30 protein-coding genes, 1 tRNA gene and 1 pseudogene are annotated in these 25857 nt (G+C 73.0%); 9 read left to right on the top strand and 23 right to left on the bottom strand.

Annotated elements, in window-relative coordinates:
* The first annotated feature begins 271 nt into the window (after positions 1–271).
* Positions 272–1381, top strand: a complete 1110-nt coding sequence (locus tag CS0771_RS38615) for a hypothetical protein (RefSeq protein ID WP_244870693.1) — start codon at positions 272–274, stop codon at positions 1379–1381.
* 115 nt (positions 1382–1496) lie between these two features.
* Here CS0771_RS38615 and rsmI read toward each other — a convergent pair whose 3' ends face one another.
* Positions 1497–2330: a 16S rRNA (cytidine(1402)-2'-O)-methyltransferase gene (gene rsmI, locus CS0771_RS09055; protein ID WP_212840587.1), complete on the bottom strand. Its 834-nt coding sequence runs from the start codon at positions 2328–2330 to the stop codon at positions 1497–1499.
* An 84-nt stretch (positions 2331–2414) separates the two neighbouring features.
* On the opposite strand from rsmI, the gene CS0771_RS09050 reads away from it, so the two are divergent.
* Positions 2415–3941 carry a dolichyl-phosphate-mannose--protein mannosyltransferase gene (locus CS0771_RS09050; RefSeq protein WP_244870692.1) on the top strand — a complete coding sequence of 509 codons (1527 nt, stop codon included), beginning with the start codon at positions 2415–2417 and terminating at the stop codon, positions 3939–3941.
* Between the two features lie 112 nt (positions 3942–4053).
* On the opposite strand, the gene CS0771_RS09045 is transcribed toward CS0771_RS09050, so the two are convergent.
* The 6 genes from CS0771_RS09045 to CS0771_RS09020 form a co-directional block, all read right to left on the bottom strand.
* Positions 4054–4130, bottom strand: a tRNA-Ala gene (locus tag CS0771_RS09045).
* A gap of 165 nt (positions 4131–4295) precedes the next feature.
* Entirely contained in the window at positions 4296–5102 is an 807-nt protein-coding gene (locus CS0771_RS09040) for a hypothetical protein (RefSeq protein WP_371821374.1), read from the bottom strand.
* Between the two features lie 124 nt (positions 5103–5226).
* Positions 5227–5850 (bottom strand): GNAT family N-acetyltransferase, encoded by a 624-nt coding sequence (locus CS0771_RS09035; RefSeq protein WP_203747927.1) that lies wholly within the window; start codon positions 5848–5850, stop codon positions 5227–5229.
* A gap of 67 nt (positions 5851–5917) precedes the next feature.
* Positions 5918–7222 (bottom strand): gephyrin-like molybdotransferase Glp, encoded by a 1305-nt coding sequence (glp, locus tag CS0771_RS09030; protein ID WP_203747925.1) that lies wholly within the window; start codon positions 7220–7222, stop codon positions 5918–5920.
* Between the two features lies 1 nt (position 7223).
* Positions 7224–8195: a UTP--glucose-1-phosphate uridylyltransferase gene (locus CS0771_RS09025; protein ID WP_212840586.1), complete on the bottom strand. Its 972-nt coding sequence runs from the start codon at positions 8193–8195 to the stop codon at positions 7224–7226.
* Between the two features lie 9 nt (positions 8196–8204).
* A complete protein-coding gene (locus CS0771_RS09020) occupies positions 8205–10607 on the bottom strand; it encodes a diguanylate cyclase (RefSeq protein ID WP_244870691.1) in 2403 nt (800 codons plus the stop codon).
* 83 nt (positions 10608–10690) lie between these two features.
* Between CS0771_RS09020 and CS0771_RS09015 the strand changes: the two genes are divergently transcribed.
* Together CS0771_RS09015 and CS0771_RS38610 are read left to right on the top strand one after the other, a co-directional pair.
* Entirely contained in the window at positions 10691–11302 is a 612-nt protein-coding gene (locus CS0771_RS09015) for a 5-formyltetrahydrofolate cyclo-ligase (protein ID WP_212840585.1), read from the top strand.
* Positions 11303–11388: 86 nt separating this feature from the next.
* A pseudogene (locus tag CS0771_RS38610) lies at positions 11389–11547 on the top strand (FmdB family zinc ribbon protein); the annotation flags it as partial.
* 14 nt (positions 11548–11561) lie between these two features.
* Here the strand turns inward: CS0771_RS38610 and CS0771_RS39230 are convergent.
* Entirely contained in the window at positions 11562–11696 is a 135-nt protein-coding gene (locus CS0771_RS39230) for a hypothetical protein (protein WP_256442893.1), read from the bottom strand.
* Between the two features lie 89 nt (positions 11697–11785).
* On the bottom strand, positions 11786–11959 hold the full coding sequence (locus tag CS0771_RS09005) for a hypothetical protein (protein WP_212846307.1): 174 nt from the start codon (positions 11957–11959) through the stop codon (positions 11786–11788).
* 53 nt (positions 11960–12012) lie between these two features.
* Here CS0771_RS09005 and CS0771_RS09000 point away from each other — a divergent pair, with 53 nt between their 5' ends.
* Positions 12013–12300, top strand: a complete 288-nt coding sequence (locus CS0771_RS09000; RefSeq protein WP_212840584.1) for a translation initiation factor 2 — start codon at positions 12013–12015, stop codon at positions 12298–12300.
* A 3-nt stretch (positions 12301–12303) separates the two neighbouring features.
* Here the strand turns inward: CS0771_RS09000 and CS0771_RS08995 are convergent, their stop codons facing one another.
* Positions 12304–12789 (bottom strand): DUF2231 domain-containing protein, encoded by a 486-nt coding sequence (locus CS0771_RS08995; protein WP_212840583.1) that lies wholly within the window; start codon positions 12787–12789, stop codon positions 12304–12306.
* A gap of 140 nt (positions 12790–12929) precedes the next feature.
* Here CS0771_RS08995 and CS0771_RS08990 point away from each other — a divergent pair, with 140 nt between their 5' ends.
* Complete coding sequence (locus CS0771_RS08990; protein ID WP_212840582.1) at positions 12930–13388, top strand: Fur family transcriptional regulator; 459 nt, start codon at positions 12930–12932, stop codon at positions 13386–13388.
* A gap of 177 nt (positions 13389–13565) precedes the next feature.
* Here CS0771_RS08990 and CS0771_RS08985 read toward each other — a convergent pair whose 3' ends face one another.
* The 10 genes from CS0771_RS08985 to CS0771_RS08940 form a co-directional block, all read right to left on the bottom strand.
* Positions 13566–14432, bottom strand: a complete 867-nt coding sequence (locus tag CS0771_RS08985) for a PD-(D/E)XK nuclease family protein (RefSeq protein WP_212845712.1) — start codon at positions 14430–14432, stop codon at positions 13566–13568.
* Between the two features lie 136 nt (positions 14433–14568).
* The gene (locus CS0771_RS08980) at positions 14569–15186 is read right to left on the bottom strand and encodes a MarC family protein (protein ID WP_212840581.1); all 618 of its coding nucleotides are present in this window, start codon (positions 15184–15186) and stop codon (positions 14569–14571) included.
* A gap of 31 nt (positions 15187–15217) precedes the next feature.
* Complete coding sequence (locus CS0771_RS08975) at positions 15218–16072, bottom strand: PHP domain-containing protein (RefSeq protein WP_212840580.1); 855 nt, start codon at positions 16070–16072, stop codon at positions 15218–15220.
* Positions 16069–17268 carry a hypothetical protein gene (locus CS0771_RS08970; RefSeq protein WP_212840579.1) on the bottom strand — a complete coding sequence of 400 codons (1200 nt, stop codon included), beginning with the start codon at positions 17266–17268 and terminating at the stop codon, positions 16069–16071. The genes CS0771_RS08975 and CS0771_RS08970 overlap by 4 nt, the downstream gene beginning before the upstream one ends.
* A 2-nt stretch (positions 17269–17270) precedes the next feature.
* Positions 17271–17957, bottom strand: coding sequence for a SigE family RNA polymerase sigma factor (locus tag CS0771_RS08965; protein WP_212840578.1), 687 nt, complete (start codon positions 17955–17957; stop codon positions 17271–17273).
* Positions 17958–18211: 254 nt separating this feature from the next.
* A complete protein-coding gene (locus CS0771_RS08960) occupies positions 18212–19132 on the bottom strand; it encodes a PH domain-containing protein (RefSeq protein WP_212840577.1) in 921 nt (306 codons plus the stop codon).
* 5 nt (positions 19133–19137) lie between these two features.
* The gene (locus CS0771_RS08955; RefSeq protein ID WP_170213147.1) at positions 19138–19296 is read right to left on the bottom strand and encodes a hypothetical protein; all 159 of its coding nucleotides are present in this window, start codon (positions 19294–19296) and stop codon (positions 19138–19140) included.
* 155 nt (positions 19297–19451) lie between these two features.
* Positions 19452–20108, bottom strand: coding sequence for a DUF6758 family protein (locus CS0771_RS08950; RefSeq protein WP_212840576.1), 657 nt, complete (start codon positions 20106–20108; stop codon positions 19452–19454).
* A 62-nt stretch (positions 20109–20170) separates the two neighbouring features.
* On the bottom strand, positions 20171–20815 hold the full coding sequence (locus tag CS0771_RS08945; RefSeq protein ID WP_212840575.1) for an RNA methyltransferase: 645 nt from the start codon (positions 20813–20815) through the stop codon (positions 20171–20173).
* A gap of 82 nt (positions 20816–20897) precedes the next feature.
* Entirely contained in the window at positions 20898–21431 is a 534-nt protein-coding gene (locus CS0771_RS08940; RefSeq protein WP_244870690.1) for a hypothetical protein, read from the bottom strand.
* Between the two features lie 169 nt (positions 21432–21600).
* Between CS0771_RS08940 and CS0771_RS08935 the strand changes: the two genes are divergently transcribed.
* On the top strand, positions 21601–22107 hold the full coding sequence (locus CS0771_RS08935) for a MaoC family dehydratase (protein WP_371821373.1): 507 nt from the start codon (positions 21601–21603) through the stop codon (positions 22105–22107).
* Here the strand turns inward: CS0771_RS08935 and CS0771_RS08930 are convergent.
* Complete coding sequence (locus tag CS0771_RS08930; protein ID WP_371821372.1) at positions 22104–22472, bottom strand: thiol-disulfide oxidoreductase DCC family protein; 369 nt, start codon at positions 22470–22472, stop codon at positions 22104–22106. The genes CS0771_RS08935 and CS0771_RS08930 overlap by 4 nt on opposite strands.
* Positions 22473–22623: 151 nt before the next feature.
* On the opposite strand from CS0771_RS08930, the gene CS0771_RS08925 reads away from it, so the two are divergent.
* The gene (locus tag CS0771_RS08925) at positions 22624–22980 is read left to right on the top strand and encodes a co-chaperone YbbN (RefSeq protein ID WP_212840573.1); all 357 of its coding nucleotides are present in this window, start codon (positions 22624–22626) and stop codon (positions 22978–22980) included.
* Between the two features lie 27 nt (positions 22981–23007).
* A complete protein-coding gene (locus CS0771_RS08920; protein ID WP_212840572.1) occupies positions 23008–25059 on the top strand; it encodes an intein-containing Rv2578c family radical SAM protein in 2052 nt (683 codons plus the stop codon).
* Here the strand turns inward: CS0771_RS08920 and CS0771_RS08915 are convergent.
* The gene (locus CS0771_RS08915; protein ID WP_203747890.1) at positions 25046–25369 is read right to left on the bottom strand and encodes a DUF3817 domain-containing protein; all 324 of its coding nucleotides are present in this window, start codon (positions 25367–25369) and stop codon (positions 25046–25048) included. The genes CS0771_RS08920 and CS0771_RS08915 overlap by 14 nt on opposite strands.
* Complete coding sequence (locus CS0771_RS08910) at positions 25366–25776, bottom strand: hypothetical protein (RefSeq protein WP_212840571.1); 411 nt, start codon at positions 25774–25776, stop codon at positions 25366–25368. The genes CS0771_RS08915 and CS0771_RS08910 overlap by 4 nt, the downstream gene beginning before the upstream one ends.
* Between the last annotated feature and the right edge of the window lie 81 nt (positions 25777–25857).

Raw genomic sequence — 25857 nt, 5'->3', positions numbered from 1 at the left:
CGGCAAATCCGGCTGTCGAGTGTCCGACTGGAGTGAAATGACCAGGTATGAGGGATAACGTCGATAGCCTCGCGCCCGTCGAATCCACCGCGCGGATCGAGCCCGACCGGGCCCGATCACCCCGCGACGACCACCGTCCCTCCTGGCCGGGCGAGCACTCCCCGCCGTCCTGCCCGCCACCGCCCCGGGCCTGGTCGCCCTGTACCCGCCCCCGGCCCCACCGGAGGCCGCACCGCCCGGTGTGGCCGTCGCGGAAAACGTCACGCCCGGTGTGGCCGTCGCGGAAGGCGTCGCGGCCAGTCCGGACCCCGGCGGCACGGGACCGGCCGGGCAGGCTCCGTCCGCGGCTCCGGGCAGGCGCGTGATCCGGCTGGAACCGGCGCACGCCTCCGAGCGGGAGCACCCGTCGTGGCTCGGCGAGCCCACCGGGCGGTTCGATCTCGACCTGCCCGAACCCGGCGGGCTCCCGCCCCGGTTCGCCACGGCCGCCCCGTGGCCCGACCCCGACGAGGTCTTCGACCAGTACGCGCTCACCGACGGCTTCGACGAGGACCTGCCGCACTCCTCGACGGCGGTGGTGCACGGGGTCGTGTATCCGGCGGGCACCGTCGCGGGCGGCACTCTGCCGGCCGGGCCCGCCATCCCGGCCGAGGTGGTGCGCGCCCAGCACGGTCCGGCCCTGCCGGGTCAGCCCGGCTCCGACACCGCCCACCAGGCCCCGCTCGAACTCGCCGCCGTGCCGCAGCCGCCACACCAGCAAGCGCCCACCGAGGCGTTCACCATGCCGGTGCAGGAGGTGCCGCGCGAGCCGTGGGTCGACCCGCGGCTGCACGGCGGCAAGGTGCGCACCGAGCCCCGCCCCGCGGCAAAGCGGGGCAGGCCGCCGCGCGCGCCCCGGCGGGCCCGGGTCGCGATGCCGCTGCTCATCCTGTTCGCGCTGCTCGCGGCGTTCTTCAGCTGGGTCAGCGCGGAGCCGCTGTGGCTGGCGCTGGGGCACGGCCGGGCCGGCACGCTCACCGTCACCAGCTGTGCGGGCAGCGGGCTGCTGCAGCGCTGTGTCGGCGAGTTCGCCACCCCCACCCGCGACTTCACCGCCGTCTCGGTCGACGTGCTGGGCCCGCCCGGACAGGCCGAGGGCCTGAGCGCGCCCGCGCGCATGGTCGGTGACAACAGCCACCGGGCGTACGTCACCAACGGCACCGGCGGCCTGCACCTGCGCTGGATCGTCGGCCTGTCGCTGGTCCTGCTCTGCTCGGTCGCCATCGTCTTCGCCACCGGCGCGCTCCGCCTGCCCGAACGCCGCCAGCGCCTGGCCGCCGTCGGCCTCGCCTTCGCCGGCCCTCTCCTCATCACCATCGGCTTCCTAGCCGCCACCTTCTGACCCCACCCCACCCCCACCACCAAGATCACGTCGATCTTGCGCGAACTGTTAGGGATATGCCCGGAAAGGGCGTGTCGCACCCACAGTTCACGCAAGATCGACGTTTTTGGGCGGGTCAGCGGCGGGTGGTGAGGGGGTAGATGTCGCGGCGGGGGAGGTTGTGGGCGGTGGCTACGGCGGTGGCGGCGTCGCGGCGGGAGAGGCCGGCGGCGATGTGGGACTCGATTTCGGCGAGCAGGGTCTCGTCGGTGGGGCGGGTGGCGGGGGTGGGGGTGGCGCCGGCGATGACGAGGGTGAGTTCGCCGCGGAACTCGTCGGTCTCGGTCAGTTCGGCGAGGGTGGCGCGGCGGATCTCCTCGTAGGTCTTGGTCAGCTCGCGGCACAGGGCGGCGCGGCGGTCGCCGCCGAAGGCGGCCACCAGGTCGGCCAGGGTGTCGGCGATGCGGTGGGTGGACTCGAACAGGACCAGGGTGCGCTCCTCGGTGGCCAGGGCGGCCAGGCGGGCGCGGCGTTCGCCGCCCTTGCGCGGGAGGAAGCCCTCGAAGCAGAAGCGGTCGCAGGGCAGCCCGGACAGGGCCAGCGCGGTGGTGACGGCGCTGGGGCCGGGGGCGCAGGTCACCGGCAGGCCCGCGGCCAGCGCGGCGGCGACGAGCCGGTAGCCGGGGTCGCTGACGCTGGGCATGCCGCCGTCGGTGACGAGGGCGACGCGCTGACCCTCGCGCATGGCCTCGACCAGCTCGGGGGTACGCCGTTCCTCGTTGCCCTCGAAGTAGGAGACGATCCGGCCGCCGACGGCGACGTCGAGGTCCTTGGCGAGCCGGAGCAGCCGCCGGGTGTCCTCCGCCGCGACGAGGTCGGCCTCGGCGAGCACCGCACGCAGCCGCTGGGAGGCGTCCGCGGGGTTGCCGAGGGGCGCGCCGCAGAGCACCAGACCGCCGGTTTCGGCCATCAGTTCCACCTTCGTTCCATACATTTCGCGCCCGCGGTGAACCGAGGGAGCGGATTCGGAGTTTTTCAGCCTACGATCCGTACCGTGACCCAGACGGCGACGGCGCCCCAGCAGGCGCCCACCTCTACCGAGCCGCACGTGCTCAGCGTCGTGCGGCGGCGCCTGCTGCCCCTTGAGCAGCGGCTCGACCCGTACGCGTGGCTGGCGGCGCTGGCGGTCACCTTCCTCGCGGGCGTGTTGCGCATGTACAACCTGGCCCGCCCGCCGGGAAAGATCTTCGATGAGACCTACTACGCCACCGACGCCCACTGGCTGTGGGAGAAGGGGTTCGAGTGGGACGAGAAGAACAACACGGCCGGCTATGTGGTGCACCCGCCGCTCGGCAAGTGGATCATCGGGCTGGGTGAGCAGGTCCTCGGCTACCACGAGGCGGGCTGGCGCCTGGCGGCGGCGGTGTTCGGCACCGTGTCGGTGCTGATGTTCACCCGGATCGCGATGCGCATGTTCGGCTCGGTGGTGCTGGGCTGCGCGGCGGGCCTGCTGATGGCGTTCGACGGCATGCACTTCGTGCTCTCGCGCACGGCGCTGCTGGACATGTTCCTGATGTTCTTCATCCTGGCCGCGTTCGGCGCGCTGGTGCTCGACCGCGACCAGCGCCGGATGCGGTGGCTGCGCTTCGTCGAGGCGGGCGGCGACCCGGCGGGCCGGGGCAAGGGCAGCCGCCCGGCGTTCGCGGTGCCGTGGTGGCGGCTGCTGGCGGCCGTGATGCTCGGCTGCGCGCTCGGCGTGAAGTGGTCGGCGCTCGCCTTCGCGCCGGTGTTCGTGCTGCTGGTGATGTGGTGGGAGGTCGGCGCCCGGCGGGCCGTCGGCGTACGCCACCCGATCCGCGACGCGATCCTCGACGAGGGCGGCTGGGTGCTGGCCGCGATCCCGATCGTGCTCGGCGTCTACGTGGCCACCTGGAGCGGCTGGATCCTGAACGAGGGCGGCTACTACCGCGACTGGTCGCCGAACTGGCTGTCCAGCCTGTGGTACTACCACACCGAGGCGCTCAAGTTCCACGAAGGCCTCAGCTCGGAGCACACCTACCAGTCGGCGGGGCACTGGGCGCCGATCCAGTGGCTGCTGCTGGGCCGCCCGGTGGCGTTCTACTGGTCCGGCGACCCGGGCTGCGGGGTGGAGCAGTGCGCGGCGGAGGTGCTGCTGCTCGGCACGCCGCTGCTGTGGTGGAGCTTCCTGCCCGCGATCGGCGCGACGATCTGGTTCGGCATCGCCCGCCGCGACTGGCGGGCCGGCGCGATCCTGGCGATGACCGCGTTCGCGCTGGTGCCGTGGTTCTTCTTCCCGAACCGCACGATGTTCTACTTCTACGCCCTGCCGGCCGAGCCGTTCCTGATCCTGGCCGTGGTGTTCGTGTTCGGTGCGATCATGACGGCGCCGCCGGGCAAGCCGGTCGACGAGAACCGGCAGCTGATCGGCTCGGTGCTGTTCGGCGCGTTCGTGCTGCTGGTGGTCATCAACTTCGCGCTGTTCTACCCGATCTACGTGGGCGAGTCGATCCCCTACGTCGACTGGAACAAGCGCATGATCCTGGGCAACCTGTGGATCTGACGCGATAGACGGCGTGAGAAGGCCCGTGGCGCGCGCTGCGGGCCTTCTTCGTGTCCAGGGTGGGCCGGATACGGAAGAAGCCGCCTCCCGGCTGGGAGGCGGCTTCTGACTCTGGTGGAGACGAGGGGATTCGAACCCCTGACCCCCTCGATGCGAACGAGGTGCGCTACCGGGCTGCGCCACGTCCCCGAGTCGGCCCGCCGTAACGGACCGGCCAAGGTTAGCAGGTCTGCCGGGCGTTCGCGAATCACTACCCCCTGCGTCGTGGATCACGTCGCGAAGATCGGCGGTTCGTGTCGGAAGGTGCGGCTGGACCACACTTCCTGGCACGAGATCGCGATCAAGGCCGGGACGCTAGGCCGCGGGCCCGGCGTGGTACGGCTTGCCGCGTACCCCGCCCTGGCGGCCCCGGTAGGAGATGGTGGCCACGCGTGGTGGCGGGGGCGCGGCCTCGGCCTCCAGCGAGTCCGCCTGGGCCTGCAGGGCGGCCAGCCGCTCCTGGGCTCGCAGCAGCTCCTCCTGGAGCAGCCGGGCGGCCTCGCGGCGGGCCTCGGCGCGGCGGCGCTGGGCCAGCCGCACCTGCGCCTGCTGCTCGGCGAGCCACTGCGCCTGCCGCTCCTCGGCCCGGCGCCGCCGCGCGGTACGCAGCGCCTGGCCGCGCAGGTGGGCGACGTACAGCAGCAGGGCCGACCCGGTCACCGACAGGCTGATCAGAAAGCCGGGGCTGACCAGCACCACTCCGGCCAGCTGCACCAGGTTCAGGACGGCCAGCCCGGCGAGCAGCCGGCGGCGGCGGTACACGGCGGGCCGGTGGCGGCGGCGCGGCCGGGGCCGGGCCCGCTCACCGTGCCCGACCAGGCGCAGCGCGGTGCGGGCCGGGCCGGGCAGGCTGTCCTCGCCGGGACGGCGGCCCGGCCGGGCGGTGTGCTGGGCGGGCGGCGCGGACACGGGCGCGGCGCACACCGCCCGCGGCGGCCGGATCGGGCGGCGGCCGGGCACGGTGCGGCGGCGGCGCCGGCGCGACAGCACCCGCGCGGTCGAGATCGCCCGCTCCGCCACCAGCCGCTCGGTGGCGTCGTACCGGCGCACCAGCGCCGGGGCGAGAGCGAGCAGGCCCGCAGCGGCGAGGACGGCGAGGAGCACCGAGGTCGGCACCCTCACCCCTCCCGTCACCTAAAGCGGCGAGCCGACCATCGATCGGCCACCGTAAGACTTCCAGTAAGGGGAGCCTACGGTTGTGATCACCGGATCGGGTAGCGCCACACCGGTGAAGGTGAGGCCCGATTCAGCCGCGCATGCGCCGCCAGCGGGCCGTCAGGCCACCCTCCTTGGCGACGTCCTCCCAGGTGAGCGCGTATCCGATGTGGTCACGCCAGGCGCCGTCGATGAACATGTAGTGCGGGTGGTAACCCTCCTCACGGAAGCCGAGCTTCTCCACCACGCGCCGGCTGGGCTTGTTCTCCGGCCGGATGTTGACCTCGACGCGGTGCAGGCGGCCCGGCCCGAAGGCGTGGTCGACCACGAGGGCGAGCGCCGTGGGCATGATGCCGCGCCCGGCCACCCGCGAGTCGATCCAGTAGCCGCAGTACGCCGACGAGAACGCGCGGCGCACGATGCTGCCCAGGTTGATGTGCCCGACGAAACGCTCCCGGCCCTGATCCCGTACGCAGATCGCGAAGGGCATCGACTCGCCGTCGCGGGCGGCGCGGCGCATCGCCCGGCGGATCATGTGGAACGCCCCGGCCGAGTTCAGCTCGGCCCACGGCGCGGGCGGGGTCGCCTCCCACTGTCGCAGCCAGGCCTCGTTGTAGTTGCGCACCTCGACCCACTGCGCCGCGTCGCCCCGCCGGTACGGCCGCAGCACGATGTCCCCGTCGGTCAGCACCGCCGGGTAGCCCACCACGTTCATGCCGCCTCCTCGCTCCGCTCGTCGGCAGCATGAGGAAACGTCAAACCTGATTCGCTCGCAAGCTCGCTCATCGCCTGCGGTCCAGCAGCAGCACGTCCACGGTGGAGCCCGCCGCCGCGCTGGTGACCCGCTCACCCAGCACGAGAAGTCCGTTCGCCTCGGCCATACCGGCCAGGGTACGGGCTCCGCCCGGCAGCGGCTGCACGGTGTAGCCGCCCCCGCGGCGCTCGGCGACCAGGGCCGGGCGGAACTCGCGCAGGCCGCCCGGCGAGGCCACGGTCTCCAGCAGGTGCCCGCGCACGGACGGCCGGAACACCGGCTCGGCCCCGGCCAGCACCTGGATCACCGGCCGGGCCAGCACCTCGAAGCCGATCAGCGCCGCGCCGGGCTCGCCGGGCAGGCACACGATCGGCACCTCCTCGGTGCTGCCCACGGTGCCGAAGCCGAGCGTGCCGCAGGGGTACAGCGACACGTCGGTGAAGCTGACCATCCCGGCCCGGCTGCCGTCGCGCCGGGACAGGATGCGCCGCACCATGTCGCCGGGGCCGGTGCCGGACCCGCCGGTGGTGATGATGAGGTCGGCCCGCAGCGTCTGGTCCTCCAGCAGGGCCCGCAGCGCCTCCGGGTCGTCGTCGCAGATCCCGACGCGGTACGCGTGCGCGCCCGCCTCGGCGGTGGCCGCGGTCAGGGCGTGCGAGTTGACGTCGACGACCTGGCCGGGCTGCGACACCCGGCCCGCCTCCACCAGCTCGTCGCCGGTGGAGACGATGACCACGCGCGGGCTCGGGCGCACCACGACGTGCCCGATGCCGCTCGCGGCCAGTGCCCCGACCAGCGCCGGGGTGACCGTGGTGCCGGCCCGGGCGAGCACCGCGCCCTCGGCGACGATCTCGCCGATGCGGCGCACCCCGTAGCCGCGCTTGGCGGCCCGGTGCACCTCGACCGAGGCCATACCCTGGTCGGTCCAGCCGATCGGCACCACGACGTCGGCGGCCAGCGGCAGCGCCGCCCCGGCCGCGACGGAGAAGCAGGTGCCGGGCGTGAGCCGGGCGGGCCGCCAGCTGGCCGCGGCGAGGTCCCCCACCACGTTCAGCCGGGCGGGCCGCCCGGCGGCGGCCGCGGCGATGTCCTCCGACCGGGCCGCGTATCCGTCGATCGCGGCCTGGTCGAAGGCCGGGTACGGGTGCGCCGCCACGACGTTGTCGGCCAGCACGTTCCCGTGCGCCTGGGTCAGGTCCAGGTCCAACGCCGGCAGCGCCCGCAGCCTGCGCAGCACACTGCCCAGGTAGTCGGCGAGCGGCGTCAGCTCGCCCTCGGCGGGAGCCGGGTCGAGGTGGACGGGGTCCGGTGTGGACCTGACCGTGGCGGTCATGTCAGGCGGCCTTCCCCGCATTGCGGTCGAGGCCGGCGACGAAGGACTTCAGCCACTCGGTGAACGCCGGGCCGAGGTCGTCGCGCTCGCTGGCGAGCTGCACGACGGCCTGCAGGTAGCCGAGCGGCATGCCGGTGTCGTAGCGGTGGCCCCGGTAGATGATGCCGTGCACCGGGGTGCCCTCGGTCAGCAGCAGCGCCATGGCGTCGGTCAGCTGGATCTCGCCGCCGCTGCCGGGCTTGGTGCGGCGGATCGCGTCGAAGATCTTGCCGGGCAGCACGTACCGGCCGACGACGGCCAGGTTGCTCGGGGCCTCCTCGCGGGCGGGCTTCTCCACCAGGCCGGTCACCCGGACGACGTTGTCCACGTCGGCGTAGTCGGCCTCGGCGTCGGCGACCGACGCGATGCCGTACCGGTTGACCTGGTCGTCGGGCACCTCGATGAAGGCGAGCACGATGCCGCCGGTGCGCGCCTGCAGGTCCAGCATCTGCGGCAGCAGCGGCTGGGACTCCTCGGTGAACTCGTCACCCAGCAGCACCGCGAACGACGCGTCGCCCACATGGGACTCGGCATACGAGACCGCGTGGCCCAGGCCGAGCGGCTCGCCCTGGCGGCAGGTGTAGATCTCGGCGAGCTCCGACGTGCCGCGGACGGCGGCCAGCCGCTCCATGTCGCCCTTGGCCTCCAGCCGCGCCTCCAGGTACGGCTGGCGGTCGAAGTGGTCGACCATGCTGGTCTTGCCGCGTCCGGTGATCAGCAGGACGTCGTTGATCCCGGACCGCGACGCCTCCTCCACGATGTACTGCAGCACCGGCCGGTCGACGACCGGCAGCAGCTCCTTCGGCACCGCCTTGGTGGCCGGGAGGAACCGGGTCGCCAGACCCGCCGCGGGAATGACCGCCTTGGTGGCCCGTGCTCCGTGGGAATCCACGTGCGCGGCCTGAGGCTCTGCGCTGGGGGTGTGCTCCGACATGTCGCGAGACTAACGGCCCCGAGCCTGTCTGGGGGCTTGTGGGCTGCTCGACGCGCCGCCGGAAGCCATGAGGAGCCCGCCGAGGGCGGCCACCTGGAACGTGTCCCGGCCTGCGGCCTTGGCCGCGTACAGGGCTTCGTCGGCGGCCTGGAGCACCGCCGCGCCCTGCTGTCCGTGATCCGGCAGTACGGCCAGTCCGATCGAGACGGTGACCTTGATGTAGAGGTCGGCTCCGCCGTCGCGCGCCGGGACCACGATCGGTTCGCGGCGCACCGCGTCGCACAGCCGCTCGGCCACCGCGACGCCGCCCACCTCGTCGGTCTCCGGCAGCAGCACCACGAACTCCTCGCCGCCGTGCCGGAACGCCACGTCGACCTCGCGGATCTCGTACCGGATGCGCTGGGCGAACTCGGCCAGCACGGCATCGCCGGCGGCATGGCCGTAGCTGTCGTTGATCTCCTTGAACCGGTCCAGGTCCAGCGCGAGCACGCACAGCCGCCGGCCGAACCGAGCGGCGCGTTCGGACTCCCGGCGCAGCGAGTCCCGCAGCGAGCGGTAGTTGAACAGGCCGGTCAGCGGGTCGGTGACGGACAGCCGCTGGGCCTCCTCGTGTACGCGTACGTTGTCCACCGCCACGGCGGCCTGCCCGGCGAAGGTGCGCAGGGTGACCAGATCGGAGTCGTCGAACTCGTCGCGCCCCAGCCGGTCGTAGAGGGCCAGCACGCCGCGCGCCGCCGGCAGCGCCCCGGGTTGCGGGAACGCGCTCGCCTCGCCCAGCCCCGGCGCGGAGAACGGCACCACCATGTACGTGCGGCAGTCCGGCTCGCCCGGGTCCAGCCGCGGCCCGTCGTGCTCGACGCGGCCGATGCGCGGTACGCCGGTGGCCGCGACGGAGCCGGTCAGGCCCAGCCCGTACGGCACCCGCAGGGTGCCCCGCTCGCCGGTGGTCCACTGCTCGGACAGGCCCTCGGTGCACTGGCCGACCAGCGCCCCGGTGGCCGGGTCGGCCAGCAGCACCACGCCCGCCGACGCGCCGGTGGCGTGCCGGGCGGTCTGCAGGATGACGCGCAGGATCCGGTCCAGGTCGTGCGTGCTGGACAGGGTGTCGCCGAGCACGCCCAGGTGCCCGCGCAGCTGGTCACGGCTGGCGGTCAGCGCGGCGACGTACGTGTGCAGCTCGCGGGTCATGTGGTTGAAGGCCGTGGCCAGGCGGCCGATCTCGTCGTTGCCGCGCACCGGCACCCGGGCGTCCAGGTCGCCGCCGGCGACGCGGTCGGCGGCGAGGGCCAGCTCGACCACGGGCTCGGTCGCGGTGCGCGCGAGCCACCACGCCACCGTCACCGCCACCGCGGCGGTGACCAGCACGACCACGGTGAGCAGCAGGTAGAGGCCGGTCGGCGGGCGCGCGGGCAGCGACACGGCCAGCGGCAGCGGCTCCCCGGGCACCGGCCCGAGGCGCGCGACGAGATGCCCGTTGCCGGCCGCGCCGACCGCACCCTCGCCCAGCGTCGCGGCGTACCCGGTGATCGTGGCGGCGTCGCTGCCCAGCATGGTGGTGTGCACCGGCCCGGCGCCCGCGGGCGGCGCGGCGGGCTCGGGCTCCAGCGGGACCGTCTGCGGGCCGGCCTCGTCGCCGGGCTCTCCCGCCATCGCCGCCGGATCGCCGAGCGGCTGGTTCGGACCGTCCGCGGTGGGGTCGTCGACCGGCAGGCCGCCCGCTGCCGCGCCGGTGACGTCACCCGCGGCGGCCCCGGCGAGTTCGCCCACCGCGTCGCCGAGGGTCGCACCGACCCCGTCCTCGGCGGCGTCGTCGGCGAACGTGTCGTCCGGCAGCTCCGCGAGGTCTGGTTCGGGCGCGGCGGCCCCCGCGCCGGGGATCAGCCCGGTGCCGGGCAGCAGGGTGAGCTGCGCGCCGCTGGCCTGGGCCAGGCGGCGGACGAGGTCGCCGTCGACGGCGATCGCGGCGGATACGGTGCCGGTGGGCTCGCCGCCCGGCCCGGCCACCGGCACCCGCGCGGACAGCGCCTCGAAGCCGGCCACCGCGTCGGAGACGACCTGCGGGTCGGGACCCGCGCAGTCGGCCCACGGCGGCGCGGGCGCCTGCGCGGTGGTGGCGCCGTCGACGCCGTTGTCGATGTGCACGCCGTCGGCCAGGCCGGCCGACACCATGCGCTGGGCGGTGGCCAGGCGCTGGTCGGCCGGGGCCGCGGCGACGCCCTCGGCGACGGCGCGCAGCTGGCCGCAGAGCGCGCCGACCGACGTGCGCACCGAGCCGGCGGCCACGGTGAGCCGCTCGGTCGCCCGCTCGTGCGTGAGCTTGCTGACCATGGTGCCCACGAAGAGGGCACCGATGAGGACGGGGCTGAGGACCACCGCCAGGAATGCGGTGGTGAGCCGTGCGCGCAGTGTCACACTTTCCCCCTCGGCGGTGAAGTCATCGGTGTCAACGGCCGACGCCGCGCCAGGATGCGACGGTTATACCCTCTGAGGACGTTATGAGTGAATATTCCGTTTTTTCGGTGCCCTCCGCGGCGGCGAAGCGGGAGGCGCGCCTGCCGCTGCTCGCCGCCCGGCGCGCGATGACCCCGGCGGCCGTCGCCGCGGCCGACGCGGCACTCGCTGCCCGGCTGTCCGCCCTGGTCCGGCCGGACGCGGGATGGACCGTCTGCGCGTACGCGCCGCTGCCCGGCGAGCCCGGCGGCCCCGAGCTGCCGGCCCGGCTCGCCGCCCTGCCCGGCGTGACCCGGGTGCTGCTGCCGGTGCTGCGGCCGGACCGCGACCTCGACTGGGCCGCGTACACCGGCCCGGACGCCCTCGTCCCGGCCGCCTTCGGGCTGCGGGAGCCGACCGGCCCCCGCTGTGGCGTGACCGGTATCACTGAGGCGGCGCTGGTACTGGTGCCCGCGCTGGCCGTCGACCGGAGCGGGCTGCGGCTGGGGCGCGGCGGCGGCAGCTACGACCGGGCGCTGGCCCGGGTGCGCCCCGGCACGGCGGTGATCGCGCTGCTCCACGACGGGGAACTGGTGGAGCGGGTGCCCGCCGAGCCGCACGACCAGCGGGTGACCGGCGTGCTCATGCCGTCCGGCCTGGTGCGCATTCCCGGCTGACCGCGGCAGTGGGGTCGGCGACAGACACTTGGCTTCCCGGCCGGGTGTCAGGCACTATTAGCACTCGGTACACCAGAGTGCCAGCAATGATCATGGAGGGGAACGTGCCCACCTACCAGTACGCCTGCACCGCTTGCGGCCACCAACTGGAGGCCGTGCAGTCGTTCGCGGACGAGCCGCTGACCGTGTGCCCGACCTGCGAGGGCTCCCTGCGCAAGCTGTTCTCCTCGGTCGGCGTGGTGTTCAAGGGTTCCGGCTTCTACCGCACCGACTCGCGCGGCGGCGGCTCCGGCTCGGCCCCCGCGGCCTCGACCTCGTCGAGCAGCAGCAGCGGCTCGTCGAGCAGCACGCCGTCGAGCAGCAGCACCAGCAGCAGCTCGTCGAGCAGCTCCACGAGCGCTGCCGCCTGATTTTCGACGGTATCGTCCGCTTCGGCGTTATAGTACGGCGGTGCCCAGGCTCCGCCGTCGCCGAAGCGGGTGATCAGTCCCAGTGCGGAGGACGTTCGTCCCGCAGCCGGTCGTCGTTGGTCCACGACCGCTCACCCCAGCCCCGGTCCGTGTCCTCACGGGTCTGCTCGGGCAGGACGGGCGCGTCGTCGTCCAGCTCGACGACGCGGTCGTCGTCGCCACCGGCGGGGAATGCCTCACTGCTCACCAGCGCAGCATAGGACCCGGGCCGCACGGTCACCACGTCGCCGGGCCACCACGATGAGCGGCCCCGGCGACGAGCAGTGGCGCCGCCCCGCGCCCGGCGCGGACGATGCGGACGCCGAGCGCTCCGCGCGGGCCTATCCCGGACCGCCCGCGGCCGTCCCGCCGCCGCCCGGCTGGCACCCCGAGCTGGCACAGCGACTCAGCCCGCCCCGCCGGCTGCCGGAGGTCGACGACGACGCGCTCGACCTCGACGAGGACCGCGCGGACCGGTTCACCAACGTGCTCGGCATCGTGGCGGGCGTCGTGCTGATCCTGATCGCCTGCATCCAGTGGCGGACCTGACGGTCAGATCGTGCCCCACACCGCCTGGGCGCCGCTGTCGCCGGTCATGAAGACGTAGTAGCCGGTGGCCACGGCCAGGGCCACGACCAGCGCGGACAGGCCGTAGACCAGCGCCTTGGAACCGCTCGTCGCGGGCTTGCGCGCGGCCGACGTGCAGAACAGCACCAGCCCGATCGACAGGGCGCCGAGCAGCAGCCCGGCCCAGGCCGCCGCGTCGCCGTAGTCCTTGTGCAGGTCGACCTGGGCGAGGATCTGCGGCGGGTAGCCCTTGTCGACCAGCGCCTGGAAGAGATTCTCCCCGCTCAGCTTGGCGAACCAGAGCGCGGCCGGGGCGGCCACGCCGAGCCCGAGCACCACCCAGCCGAGATGCTTGCGCAGCACCGGGACCAGCGCGTAGAGCACCGACGCCACGATCAGCAGCGGCCCGAAGACCACGCCGAAGTGGACCAGCAGCGGATGCGCCGGCAGGCCGAAAATCTCCCCGAACACGGTCCCTCCACGTTGATCGCCGGACACGGGTCAGGCTGAGCCTAGACCTGGCCCACGTCAATGGGATAGGGGGACGTCGGCAGTGTCGCGGACCACGTATGTACGTCCATTTCTTGAACAGATCAAGGCCACCTGCTGAAATGGTTCTCATGTACGGCGGCGACGAGCCTCAGGCTCTCCTACGCGCGCGGGGCCTGCGGGTGACCCGGCCGCGCCTCGCCGTGCTCGACATCCTCGGCCAGGGCGGTCACCTCGAGGTCGAGGAGATCACCCGGCAGGCCCGCGAGCGGCTCGACTCGGTCTCCACCCAGGCGGTGTACGACGTGCTCGGCGCGCTCGCCCGCGCGGGCCTGGCCCGGCGGATCGAACCCGCCGGCTCGCCCGCCCGCTACGAGGCCCGCAGCGGCGACAACCACCACCACATCGTCTGCCGCGGCTGCGGCGCGATCGCGGACGTGGACTGCGCCACCGGCGCCGCGCCCTGCCTCGACCCGAGCCAGACCCACGGCTTCTCCCTCGACGAGGCCGAGGTCACCTACTGGGGCCTCTGCCCCGCCTGCCAGCGCCTCGCCGCCGAAGACCGCGCCCCCACCGCCTGACCCCCGGGTCCCCGCACCACGCGCGTCGCACCGCGCCCCGCCCCGCCCGCCCGCCCGCGGTCAAGATCGCTCAACTTGCCTGGCACTTGGGCGTATCTTGGGCCCGCTTTCGCCCATCTGCCAGGCAAGTCGGATGATCGAGGCGGCTGCGCCGCCGGACCGCGGGCGTCGCGGGCGTCACGGCGTCGCGGGCGACGGGGAGCCGTCGGGGTGCTGCTGGTGGGGCAGGGTGGTGGGGACGGTGGACTCGATCGCGGCCCAGGGGTCGCGGTGGGGGGCGTCGGCGCCCGCGGGGCAGACGCGCCGGTAGTCGCACCAGGAGCACAGGGCGCCCGGGTTCGTCGGGAACGCCTCGTCCGGGTCGGCGCCCTCGTCCAGCGAGCGCTCGGCGGCCATGATGTCGCGGGCGGTGTCCTCGGCGCGGGACACGTGGCGGGCGATCGACTCGGGCGTGTGCTCGTGCGCGGCGACCGTGCCGGTGGGCAGGTGGTGCAGCTCCACGGTGCGGCACGGGCGGCGGAAGACCCGCTCGGCGGCGAACGCGTACAGGGCCAGCGCCAGCGAACCCCGCGCGTCGTCGGCGTCCAGCCCGGTGCGGCCGGTCTTGTAGTCCACGATCACCGCCTCGCCGTCGCGCGCGTCGATGCGGTCGGCGCGGCCGCTCAGCGCCAGCAGCGACGTCTTCGCGGCGACCGTGCGCTCGACGCCCAGCGGGGACTGCTCCGGGTCGAGCCCGGCCACGTACGACTCCAGCCAGCCCAGCGCGCGGTCGTAGACGGCCCGCTCCTGCTCGTCGTCGCGGTAGCCCTCGCGCACCCAGGTGGCCCGGAGCAGGCGGGGCAGCGCCGCCGGTCCCCGGCGCTCGACCGGCACGTCCCACCAGTTGCGCAGCGCGGTGTGCACGCTCGCGCCGAGGGAGTTGTGCGCCCAGGCGGGCCCCTTCGGCGGCGCGGGCCGGTCGACGTAGGCGTGGCGGTAGCGGCGCGGGCAGTCCGCGTACGCGGTGAGCTTGCTCGGGGTGCAGACGAACAGCCGCTCCGGCATCAGGTCGAAGCCGAGCTGCTCGGGGACGTCCCTGCCACGGCCGGTGCGGCGGCCGGAGGGGGTGGGGGTACGGCTCACCCGGTCGATCCTCCCAGTTCGGCCCGACACCGGCCAGCCGACCCGCCCACACCCCCGCTCACGGGTGGCTCTGCGTGAACATCTCCACGAAGGCGCCGATCGAGTCGGCCATCAGCTGGACCGCGATCGCGGCCAGCAGCAGACCGGCGATGCGGGTCAGCACCTCGATGCCGCCGGGACGCAGCACCTTGACGATGAACCCGGAGTAGCGCAGCACCAGCCAGACCGCGACCATCACGGCCAGGATGCCCAGCGCGATCGCCGCGTAGTCGCCGGGCTGGTCGGCGCGCTGCACGAACAGCATGGTCGCGACGATGGCGCCGGGGCCCGCCAGCAGCGGGGTGCCCAGCGGCACCAGCGCGATGTTGGAGGTCGCCTGCTGGTCCGGGTCGTCGGCCTTGCCGGTGAGCAGCTCCAGCGCGACGAGCACCAGCAGCAGGCCGCCCGCGCCCTGCAGCGCGGGCAGCTGGATGTGCAGGTAGTCCAGGATGGTCTGCCCGGCGACGGCGAAGACCGCGATGACGCCGAGCGCCAGCGCCACCGCCTGCCAGGCGGCCCGGTGGCGCTCCCGCGCGGGCAGCGCCCCGGTCAGCGCCAGGAAGATGGGCACCATGCCGGGCGGGTCCGTGATGACGAGCAGGGTCACGAAGACCTCGCCGAAGAACTTCCAATCCACACCGGATGCATAGCATGCCGGCGGCTGCTGATCAGGCGGCTCCCGTAACCGGGGTGGTGCCGGTCGCAGCGGCGAGGATGCGCTCCAGCGCCGCCGGGGCGGTGGTGTATTCGCCGATGCGCACCTTCTTGTGCGTGCCGTGGAAGTCCGAGCTGCCCGTGACGAACAGGCCCAGCTCGGCGGCGTGGCGGCGCACCTCGTCCCGCTCGGCGGGGCTGTGGTCGTGGTGGTCGGCCTCCAGGCCGTCCAGCCCGGCGGCGGCGAGCTGCCCGAACACGGCGTCCGGGACGACCCGGCCGCGCACCGACGCGCGGGGGTGCGCGAACACGGTCACCCCGCCGGCCGCCTTGACCATCCGCAGCGCGGCGAGGACGTCGAGGTCCTCCTTGGGTACGCGGTAGCGGCTGCCCAGCCAGCGCGAGGCGAACGCCTCCTGGGTGTCGGCGACCAGCCCGGCCCGGATCAGCGCGGCGGCCAGGTGCGGCCGGCCGACCGTGCCGCCCTCGGCGTGGCGCAGCACGTCGTCCCAGTCGATCGGGACGCCGTCGGCCCGCATCAGCGCGACCATGCGCTCGGCCCGGCCCAGCCGTGACTCGCGCACCCGGGCCAGCGCCCGGGCCAGCGGCTCGTACCCGGGGTCGAACAGGTAGGCCAGCAGGTGCAGCCCGATCGACTCGCCGTCGCCGTGCCAGCGGCAGCTCAGCTCGGCGCCCGGGAGCAGGGTGAGCCCGGCGGGCAGCGCGGCCGCGGCGGCCGCCCAGCCGCTGGTGGTGTCGTGATCGGTGAGGGCCGCCACGGTGAGGCCGGCCGCGTGGGCCTGCCGCATCAGCTCGGCGGGAGGGGTGGTGCCGTCACTCGCGGTCGAGTGCAGGTGCAGGTCGATCATTTCTTGACTGTGCCGAACGCCGGGATCAGCATCCACCCCGGGGTCACGTCCTTGGGCATGGTCACCTGGAGCTTCGCCCCGTCGGTGCGGCAGGCCAGGATGGCGTCCCCGCCGATCTGGGCCAGCGCCGTCTGGTTGTCCGCCCACACCAGCGCGACCACGGTCTCCACCGGGCAGTTCGCCGCGACCTGGAGTTCCTTGACCTTCTGCTGGGGGTCGCCGGCGGCCGCGTCACGGGCCCGCTGCAGGTCGATCATCTGTACGCCGACCGGCGTGATGATCGCGAGCAGGCGGCCGTCGGGCGACAGCGCCGCGCCGCGCCGGATCATCTCCATGTTGATCAGCTCGCTGCAGCCCATCCGCGCGCCGATCTTCAGGCCGGTCTTGATCGCGGTGACGTCGACCAGGCAGAGCCGCTTGTCCGCGCCCTCGACGACGCCGACCGCCGCGCTGCCGCCCGCCGTGCCGAACACGGCCCGCAGCTCGGCGTTCCAGGTCTCGCTGTAGCGCGCCGTGCCCGCGCTCCAGTAGTCGTAACCGGACGCGCTGGACAGCACTACCCGGTCGCCGAAGAAACCGACCGGGACGGCGGCCTCCGGCACCGGTGAGGAGGCGACCTGGGTGCCCTTGCCGGCGCCGGACAGCTTGCTCACGGTCAGCGTGCCGTGGTCGTTGACGGCCACCCGGACGCCGTCCTGGCTCACCGTCCACGAGGCGCGGCCGGACAGCGTCACCGGTTTGTCGGCGGAGCTCGGCAGCAGGCGCACCGCGGTGTCGTCGGAGTAGACCCAGCCGTCCGGCACCCGGGCGATGGCGTCGACCGCGCCGTCCTGCTGCAGCTGGATGCGCTGGCCGTCGCTGGTCCACAGCTGGCCGCCGACGAGCAGGTCGAGCGGCAGCGCCATGGTCGGCAGCGCCGGCTCGCGGGTGGCGACCGGCTGCTGGGCCCCGGCGAACAGGTCCTCGAACGTGATCCGGTCGGCCTCCGCCGCGGACGGCGTGCCACTTACGCTCTGCGCCGCGGCCGCCGCGCCGAGCACCGCCGCGAACGCGAACACGGTCATCGTGCCGGTCAAGCCCTGCCGCCGCCGGTTGATGACGCGTGCCCGGCGGATGGCCCGGTCCGCGGGATCGGCGGCGGCAGGCGACGTCTGCACGCGAGCCGCGAACATCTCACGCAGCTCGTCCTCAAGCATGGTCACCGCCCGGGTTGGCCGACCGGCACTCGCGCCGGCCGAACTGCTTCCTCCCGAGGCGCCGGCACCGCGGGTGCGGTGACCGAGGTGAACCCGTTCATCACGGCGGCCTCGCCCGTGGGCAGGTCGAGCGTCTCCGTGACGACCGTGTCCGGCCGCTGCCGCGGAACCGCCGGCGCCGCCGCCGCAACAGCGGGCAGCCTGCCGGTGACCCCCTCGGCAGCCAGCCGCTGCCGCAGCGTGCCCAGGGCGCGAGAGGTCTGGCTCTTCACGGTCCCGGGCGAGATCTGCAGCAGGGCGGCTGTCTGCGCCTCAGACATGTCCTCGTAGAAACGCAGTACCAGCACGGCGCGTTGTCGTGTCGGCAGAGCTTTGACATGTTTCCACAGCACGTCGCGTTCGAGTTGTTCTTCGAGATTGTCCGGTGCGGCCCGTTCCGGTAGGAATTCGGTGGGTCGCTCCCCGTGCCAGCGCCGCCGCCACCAGCTGGTCGCGGTGTTGACGAGCACCCGCCGGGCGTACGGCTCCACGGCCTCGATCTGGCCGAGCCGCTTCCACGCCAGGTAGGTCTTGGTGAGCGCCGTCTGCAGCAGGTCCTCCGCGGTGGCCCAGTCACCGGCCAGCAGGTACGCGGTACGCAGCAGGGCAGCCGAACGTGCGGTCACGAACTCGCGGAACTCGTCCTCCATCGCCGACCGGTGGCTCACAGACGCACCTCCCATCGCGGGCGCGTCACGGACGCCCGACCGAGGCGCGTCCGACCGCGCCCATCACCCCGTGTAAGAGGCTCGCGCACGGCTTCAGGTTCCCGGTATCAGGTGGATACCCCGTATGCGTCACCTCAACGGACAGACTGGCATACGAGTGCTACCGGATCTAGGTCTGGTAAGGAATTTTCCTGTCGGCTTTCACCGGACCTTCACATTCCGGCGAAGGAATCCGACTATTCCTCTTCCGCTTCCCGGCCCAGGCGCGCCTCGACGGCGGCGGGCTCGTACATCTCCTCGACGATGCGCAGGTAGAGCTCGTTCGGATTCGGCATGTGCTCGACCTTGCTGAGCGCCTGGTCCTGGCCCGCGGACTCGAGGACGAAAGTGCCGTAGTTGAGCATTCGACCCAGCGGGGACTGCTCGTACTTCATGTCGGTGACCTTGAGCAAAGGCATCATCGCGACGCGCCGCGTGATGAGTCCCTGCACCAGCATCAGCCGTTTGTTGGTGAGAATGAACCGATCGAAGTACCAGTCGGCGACCGTCCAGGCGACCCAGCTCATCACCAGCGCCCAGATGACCACCGCGACCACCCACATGCCGGCCACGTCCTGCTTGGCCAGGAAGCCCGACAGGTAGCCGAGCGCGAAGGTGGCGATGATCCCGATCAGCAGCGGGTTGGTCAGGTGCACCCAGTGCCGCTTCCACTCGCCGCGATACCGCTCCGTGGGGAACAGGTAGCGGGCGACCATGGCGCTCGGCTCGTCCTCCAGCGGCAGCACCCGGCGCGGGCCCAGGGGCATGCCGGAGGCGTCGAAACGCACTCCGGCGAGCTCCTCCTCCGTGAAGTCCGGGAGGTCGCCGCCCATCGGCGGCAGTGACCCGTCCCCGGGATCGACGGGGGGCCGGCCACCGGCTCCACTGCCGGCTCTACCGCCCCCCGCACCGGCGGCCGCTCCCACGGTCGCCGTCCCCACGAAGTGTGTGTGATCGCCTGAGTCCGCACGCGACTCGCCGTCGGCGGGCGGGCGTGACTCCGCACGGGTGCGCGGGATGGGCTCCGTGTCGCGCTCGCGGCGACCGGACCACTCCGGACCGTCAGGGCCCGGAGTCTGCTCTTCGCCCGGCTCCTCCGGCCCCAGTCCGCCGATCATGGGAGCTAGGCGACCAGGCTGCCGAAGAAGTCACCGAAACCCTGGGCGATGTCCATGACAGTGCCGCCCAGCGTCTTCACGACGTTCGCCGCAGAATCGGGCCGGAACGCCACGAAGAAGATCAAAAAGGCGATGCCGCCCCACGTAAGGATCTTCTTGAGCATGTCGGGCTATCCCCCTCCGCCTGGCCGTGTCCACTCGACAACTGGTGGCCGTGGCGAGACTCAGCGTATCAGTAACGGTGCCTGCCGAGAATCATTAAGACACATCCGTGCCAGGCAAACCAGCAGCGTCCGAACAGGAAAGTAAGGAAGTCGACTCAGCGGCGCGCGCGCAGGCGCGGGGAGAGCGCGCCGTATACGAGCTCGGCGGGCAGCCAGTCGGTGAGGTCCTGCAGCACGACCTCCTCGCTGAGCAGGTAGCCGGCCTGCGCGGGCCAGGTCACCGCGTACAGCCAGCGCCCCCGGGCCTCCCCGGCGTACGCACTGCGGTCGTCGGGCGTGGACACCGCCCACAGTGGAGTGGGGTGCCCGTCGGCCTTCACCTTCGCGTCCGGCCCGCGATTGCCGGGCCGGTGGGCGAACCCGGGCCCGGGGTCCGGGCCGGGGATGCCGGCGTACCGCGCGCCGAGGCCCACCCCGGGGTCCTCCGCGACCAGCAGCACATCCGCCGGGCCGTCGCTGAACGGGGTCGGCCCGCTGCAGGCCAGCGCCGTGGCCGACACGCCGGAGCGCTCGTCGCCGACCCAGGCCACGCCGGTCACGGTCCACCCCGTCGGCAGCGGCCACGGGCACCACACCGGCACCCCCGTCTCGGCCGCACGCTTCACCACGCAGGCGAAGACCTCGTGATTGACGTGCTGGGCGGTGTGCAACGGCGGCACCGGCCCATCCCGCTCACAGACCCAGTCGGAGTGGGCAAGACCGGGCGGCCGCAGATCGCCACCGCACCGCGGACATGACACCGCGAGCCCCATGACCCCCACTGTCCGCCCCCGCGAACGGGCACGTCAAGCCACTCGCCAAGATCGGCCTCAGGTCAGGCCGGCGGCGGGCCCGCGTACGCCCTGATCCAGGCGTGCATCGCCACCGCCGAGGCGACACCGGCGTTGACGGACCGGGTCGAGCCGTACTGCGCGATCGAGTACAGCTGGTCGCAGGCGGCCCGGGCGCCGTCGGACAGCCCGGGGCCCTCCTGCCCGAAAAGGAGCACGCAGCGGCGCGGCAGGGTGGTCGTCTCCAGCGGCCGGCTGCCGGGCAGGTTGTCGATGCCGATTACCACCAGGCCCGCCGCATGCGCCCAGCCGGCGAACTCCCCGATCGACTCGTGGTGGCGTACGTGCTGGTAGCGATCGGTGACCATGGCGCCGCGGCGGTTCCACCGGCGGCGGCCGACGATGTGCACCTCGGCGGCGAGGAAGGCGTTCGCGGTGCGCACGACGGTGCCGATGTTGAGGTCGTGCTGCCAGTTCTCGATCGCGACGTGGAAGTCGTGCCGCCGGGCGTCCAGGTCCGCCACGATCGCCTCGCGCCGCCAGTAGCGGTACCGGTCCACCACGTTGCGCCGGTCGCCACCGGCCAGCAGCTCGGGGTCGTAGCGCTCGTCCGTCGGCCAGGGGCCCGCCCAGGGGCCGACGCCGACCTCCAGCTCGTCTCCGCCGGATTCGCCGTGTTCGCTGCTCACAAGCGCAGCAGCTTACCGGCGGCGGGCATGGCCGACCCCGGCGTGCCGCCGCGCGGGCGGCCCGCCGGGGATCGGGCACCGGTCACACGTTGCGCAGGGCGTCCCCCAGCTCGCTGAGGAAGTGCTGCTCGGCCTGGCTGCGGGTGACCCCGCCGAAGCCCAGCAGGCCGCCCGAGCGGGCGGCGCCGCAGACCTGGTCCGCGATCGACTCCAGCCAGCTCCGGTACGCCTGCCCGTCGGCGGGCGTGGCCCGGGAGTCGAGGACCAGCGCCGCCGCGCGGCAGCTCACCAGCACCTCGGTGATGGCGTGGTCCGGGTCGCGGAACTGCTCGGCGGCGGGCGGATCCGGGTCCGCCTCCGCGTAGATCGCGCCGACGATGGCCTTGACCAGTTCCGAGTCGGCGTCGGCCCCGGCGGCGATGGCGTTGATGCCGGCCAGCCCCTCGTCGACCGTACGGCGGTCGCTGTCGGGCTCGGCGGAGGTGGCGGCGATCATGACACGGGCGGGGAGCCGGGTCAGCAGCTCCCACTCGTGCGGCTCGAAGGTGAGAGGGGCGATCTCCCGCCGGTACAACTGGCGCGAGATCAGGTGATCAGCTGCGGAAAAACTCGGCATGGCGACCTCCTGCCGTCAGCATATGCCGCGAGCCCGGACGCTTGCCGCGAAGCGTGTCAAACGCAGAAACACCGGTGGCCGATGGTGTGTGATGTAGTTCTCCGCCGGGGCTTATGTACTCACGGGTAGCCCTGGAGGCAGAATCCTTTTTCACAAGCGTGGGCGGCGGGTGCCGGGGAGGGCCCCGCCGTTCACTGCATCCAGGGGCAGGAGACGGACAATGCAGTTCGGGCGCTACTTCGAGGAGTTCGAGGTCGGGGCGATCTACAAGCACTGGCCCGGCAAGACGGTCACCGAGTACGACGACCACCTCTTCTGCCTGTTGACCATGAACCACCACCCGCTGCACCTGGACGCGCACTACGCGGCCACGCAGACCGACTTCAAGCGCAACGTGGTGGTCGGCAACTACATCTACTCGCTGCTGCTGGGCATGTCCGTGCCGGACGTGAGCGGCAAGGCCATCGCCAACCTCGAGGTCGAGAGCCTGCGCCACGTCGCGCCGACCTTCCACGGCGACACCATCTACGGCGAGACCACCGTGCTGGACAAGCGCGAGTCGGAGTCCAAGCCCGACCGCGGCGTGGTCGCCGTGGAGACCCGGGGCTACAACCAGGACGGCACCCTCGTCTGCGTCTTCAAGCGCAAGGTCATGGTCCCCAAGCGCCCCGACTAGCGCGGGGGTACGGCGCACGCCGCGGTGCCGCCCGGGAGCTGGTGGCGGTGGCGGGCGATCCACCGGTAGACGGGCCAGGCCAGGGCGCCCAGACCGGGCCGGGCGAGCGCGCCGCCGATCGGGCGCCAGCCGGCGTGGCTGGTGCGCAGTAGGGCCGCGATGGCGTCCGGGCCGGCCAGCACGGGGCGGCCGGGAGTCACGAATTGCACGGCTTCCCGGCACTGCGCGCGGGTGAGGCCGAGCGCGGCGAGGTCGGCCCGCTGCCACGGCACGATCCGGGCGGCGGTGGGCACCCGGCGCTCGATGAACCGGGCGCACGCGGTGCAGAAGGCGCAGTCGCCGTCGTACACGAAGGTCGCGCTCATGGCCTCCATCCTCCCCCGCCACGTGTCCAAGCTGTGGTCCTATGCCCTGTGTGTGTCATCACCGTGGGTACGGTGGTCGGGTCGGGAATGAGGCACGCAGTCCAGCGGTTTACATGGACGCTGGTCACTCGATCGAATGAGGAGCACGAACATGGGCACCGTGGAGTTCACCACCGAGAACTTCGGCGAGAAGACGGGCGGGGACGGCATCACCTTCGTCGACTTCTGGGCGAGCTGGTGTGGGCCGTGTGTCCGGTTCGCGCCGGTCTACGAGCGGGCCGCGGAGGCGAACCCGGACATCACGTTCGGCAAGGTCGACACGGAGGCGCAGCAGGCGCTCGCCGGGCACTTCAACATCCAGTCGATCCCCACCATCATGGCGATCCGCGACGGCGTGATCGTGTACGCGCAGCCCGGCGCGCTGCCGGAGGTGGCGTTCACCGACCTGATCCAGAAGGTGCGCGAGCTCGACATGGAGCAGGTTAAGGCGGACGCGAAGGCTGCCTAGTCTTCGAACATATGTTTGAATAGCGGGGTGCGCTGGAGTCATCTCACCGAGAGCACCCCGCCGGACGCGTCCGCGCCGGTGCAGCCGCCGCTGCCCGGCGCGGTCGTGCGTACGTTCGACACTCCCGAGTTCGCCGGGATGACGTTCTACGAGGTCCGGGCCAAGTCGCTGATCAACCGGGTGCCCGGCGGCGACGACCGCCGGGTGCCGTTCGAATACACCGTCAACCCCTACCGGGGCTGCACCCACGCCTGCTCGTACTGCCTGGCCGGCGAGACGCCGGTGCTGATGGCGGACGGGCGCACCAAGCCCATCGCGGAGCTGCGCGTGGGCGACGCGATCATCGGCACGGTCCGCGACGGCGCCTACCGCCGCTACGCGGTGACCCACGTGCGGGACAAGTGGTCCACCGTGAAGCCCGCCTACCGGGTCACCCTGCGCGACGGCACCGAGCTGGTGGCCAGCGGCGACCACCGCTTCCTCACCGACCGGGGCTGGAAGCACGTCACCGGGGCGCGCGCCGGGGCCGCGCAGCGGCCGCACCTGACCACCGGCAACAAGCTGATGGGCACCGGCCGTTTCGCCGAGCCGCCCAAGGAGTCCCCGGAGTACCGGCGCGGTTACCTGCACGCCGTGCTGCGCCCCGAGCCGGAGCAGGGCTATCGCGACCCGTACGGCACCGTGCCGCGGTTCCGGCTGGCCACCGAGGAGCCGCAGGTGATGAGCCGTGTGATCGGCTACCTGCGCGAGTCGGGCGCGCACACCGCCGAGTTCGCGCCGGCGGGCCGGGGCACCGGCGTCAGCACGTACGCCCGCCGCGATCTGGACCTGATCACCACGCTGCGGCAGCCCCCCGCCGAGCCCGACCCGGAGTGGGCCAAGGGTTTCCTGGCCGGAATCTTCGACGCCGAGGGCAGCCACACGCAGGGGCTGTGGCGCGTCGTGCACACCGACGTGGAGCTGGTCGAGCCGACCCGCGAGGCGCTGCGGAGCTTCGGCTTCCAGTTCGCGGTGGAGGACCGGGTCGGCCCGATCGGCCTGCTCAGCCTGCGCCTGCTCGGCGGGCTGCCGGAGAAGCTGCGCTTCTTCCACCTGACCGACCCCGCGGTGACCCGGCGGCGCGCGGTGCAGGGGGGCGCGGTGAAGGGCGCGGTGCCGCTGCACGTGGAGCGGATCGAGCCGCTCGGCCTGGAGCTGCCGCTGTGGGACATCACGACGGGCACCGGCGACTTCATCGCCAACGGCGTGGTCAGCCACAACTGCTTCGCCCGCAACACGCACACGTATCTCGACCTCGACGCCGGGCACGACTTCGACTCGAAGATCGTGGTCAAGGTGAACGCGCCCGAGGTGCTGCGCCGGGAGCTGGCCGCGCCGCGGTGGGGCGGCCAGTCCATCGCCATGGGCACCAACGTCGACTGCTACCAGCGGGCCGAGGGGCGCTACCGGCTGATGCCCGGCATCATCTCGGCCCTGTCGGACTGGTCCAACCCGTTCTCGATCCTCACCAAGGGCACGCTGATCCTGCGCGACCTGCCGCTGCTGGCGCGGGCCGCCACGCGGACCCGGGTGTCGGTGTCGCTGTCGGTCGGCTTCCTCGACGAGGGGCTGTGGCGCTCGGTCGAGTCGGGCACGCCGTCCCCGGCCCGCCGGGTGGACGCGGTCCGCCGCCTCACCGACGCCGGCATGCGGGTCGGCGTGCTGATGGCGCCGATCCTGCCCGGCCTCACCGACGGCGAGGAGCACGTCGACGCCACGGTGGAGGCGCTGGCGGAGGCGGGCGCGGCGAGCGTGACCCCGCTCGTCCTGCACCTGCGCACCGGCGCCCGGGAGTGGTATCTGCGCTGGCTGCGCGCCCACCATCCGGGGCTGGTGCCGCTCTACGAGCGGCTCTACCCGGGGCGGCGTGCCTTCGCGAGCGCCGACTACCAGCGGCTGGTCACCGCGCGGGTGCGCCGGGCGATGCGGCGGCACGGCCTGCTGCCCCGCGACGAACTCGCCCGGGACCTGGTCGTGAACGAGCCGGAGGAAGAGGCGCCCGCCGCACCGGCGACGGGCGTTCAGCTCACGCTTCTGTGAACGAGGGCTGCCGGTCGGTGCCCTGGATCCAGCCGACCACGCGCCGCTCCATGATGAACGACAGGAACGGCACCGTGCCGGCCAGCGCGACCAGCAGGATGCGGGTCACCGGCCACTGCACCCGGCGGGCCAGGTCGCCGACGGCGGCCAGGTAGACCACGTACAGCCAGCCGTGCACGGGGGCGATGATCACCACGCCGAGGTTGTTGTCGGCGAAGTACTTCATCGGCATGGCGACCAGGGTCAGCGTCACCAGCAGCACGCCCACGATCCAGGCGATGATGCGGTAGCGGGTGAGTGCGCCGTTCATCGGTGCTCCTTAGCGGGATAGTCGCCGGGTCGTGCCTCGGGGTGCTCGCTCAGCCAGGCCAGGTATTCGTTGTACGCGGCCAGCTGCGGATCCGCCGCCTCGTCCGCCTCGGCAGTGGTCGATCTCACCCGGCGGGTGATGACCGGCCGCGGCCGCTCCACCACCGGCTCAACGTCCGGGGACACGGCGTCGGCACGGCCCTTGCGCAGGGCCAGCCGGACCTCCCGGAACCAGATCAGCACGGTGAAGACGGCGAAGAGCGGCCACTCGAAGGTGTACGCCCAGCTCAGAGTGTTTCCCTCGGCGGCACGGCCCGCCTGCCACCAGCCGAGGGCCAGACAAACCGCGACGGCGACCACCATCAGGGCATGGCCGGCCAGCCAGCCGGGGGTGAGCAGTCGTCGCACGGCAGCCAGCGTACCCGCCGGTCCGGGACGGCCCGCTCGGGTGCGGCGCGGGAGCCCGCGCCCGATCGGCGGGATCGAGCA

Source organism: Catellatospora sp. IY07-71 (genome assembly GCF_018326265.1).
GTDB lineage: Bacteria > Actinomycetota > Actinomycetes > Mycobacteriales > Micromonosporaceae > Catellatospora.
The sequence above is the reverse complement of the archived record's forward strand: the minus strand, read 5'-3'. Positions and strand labels throughout refer to the sequence as shown.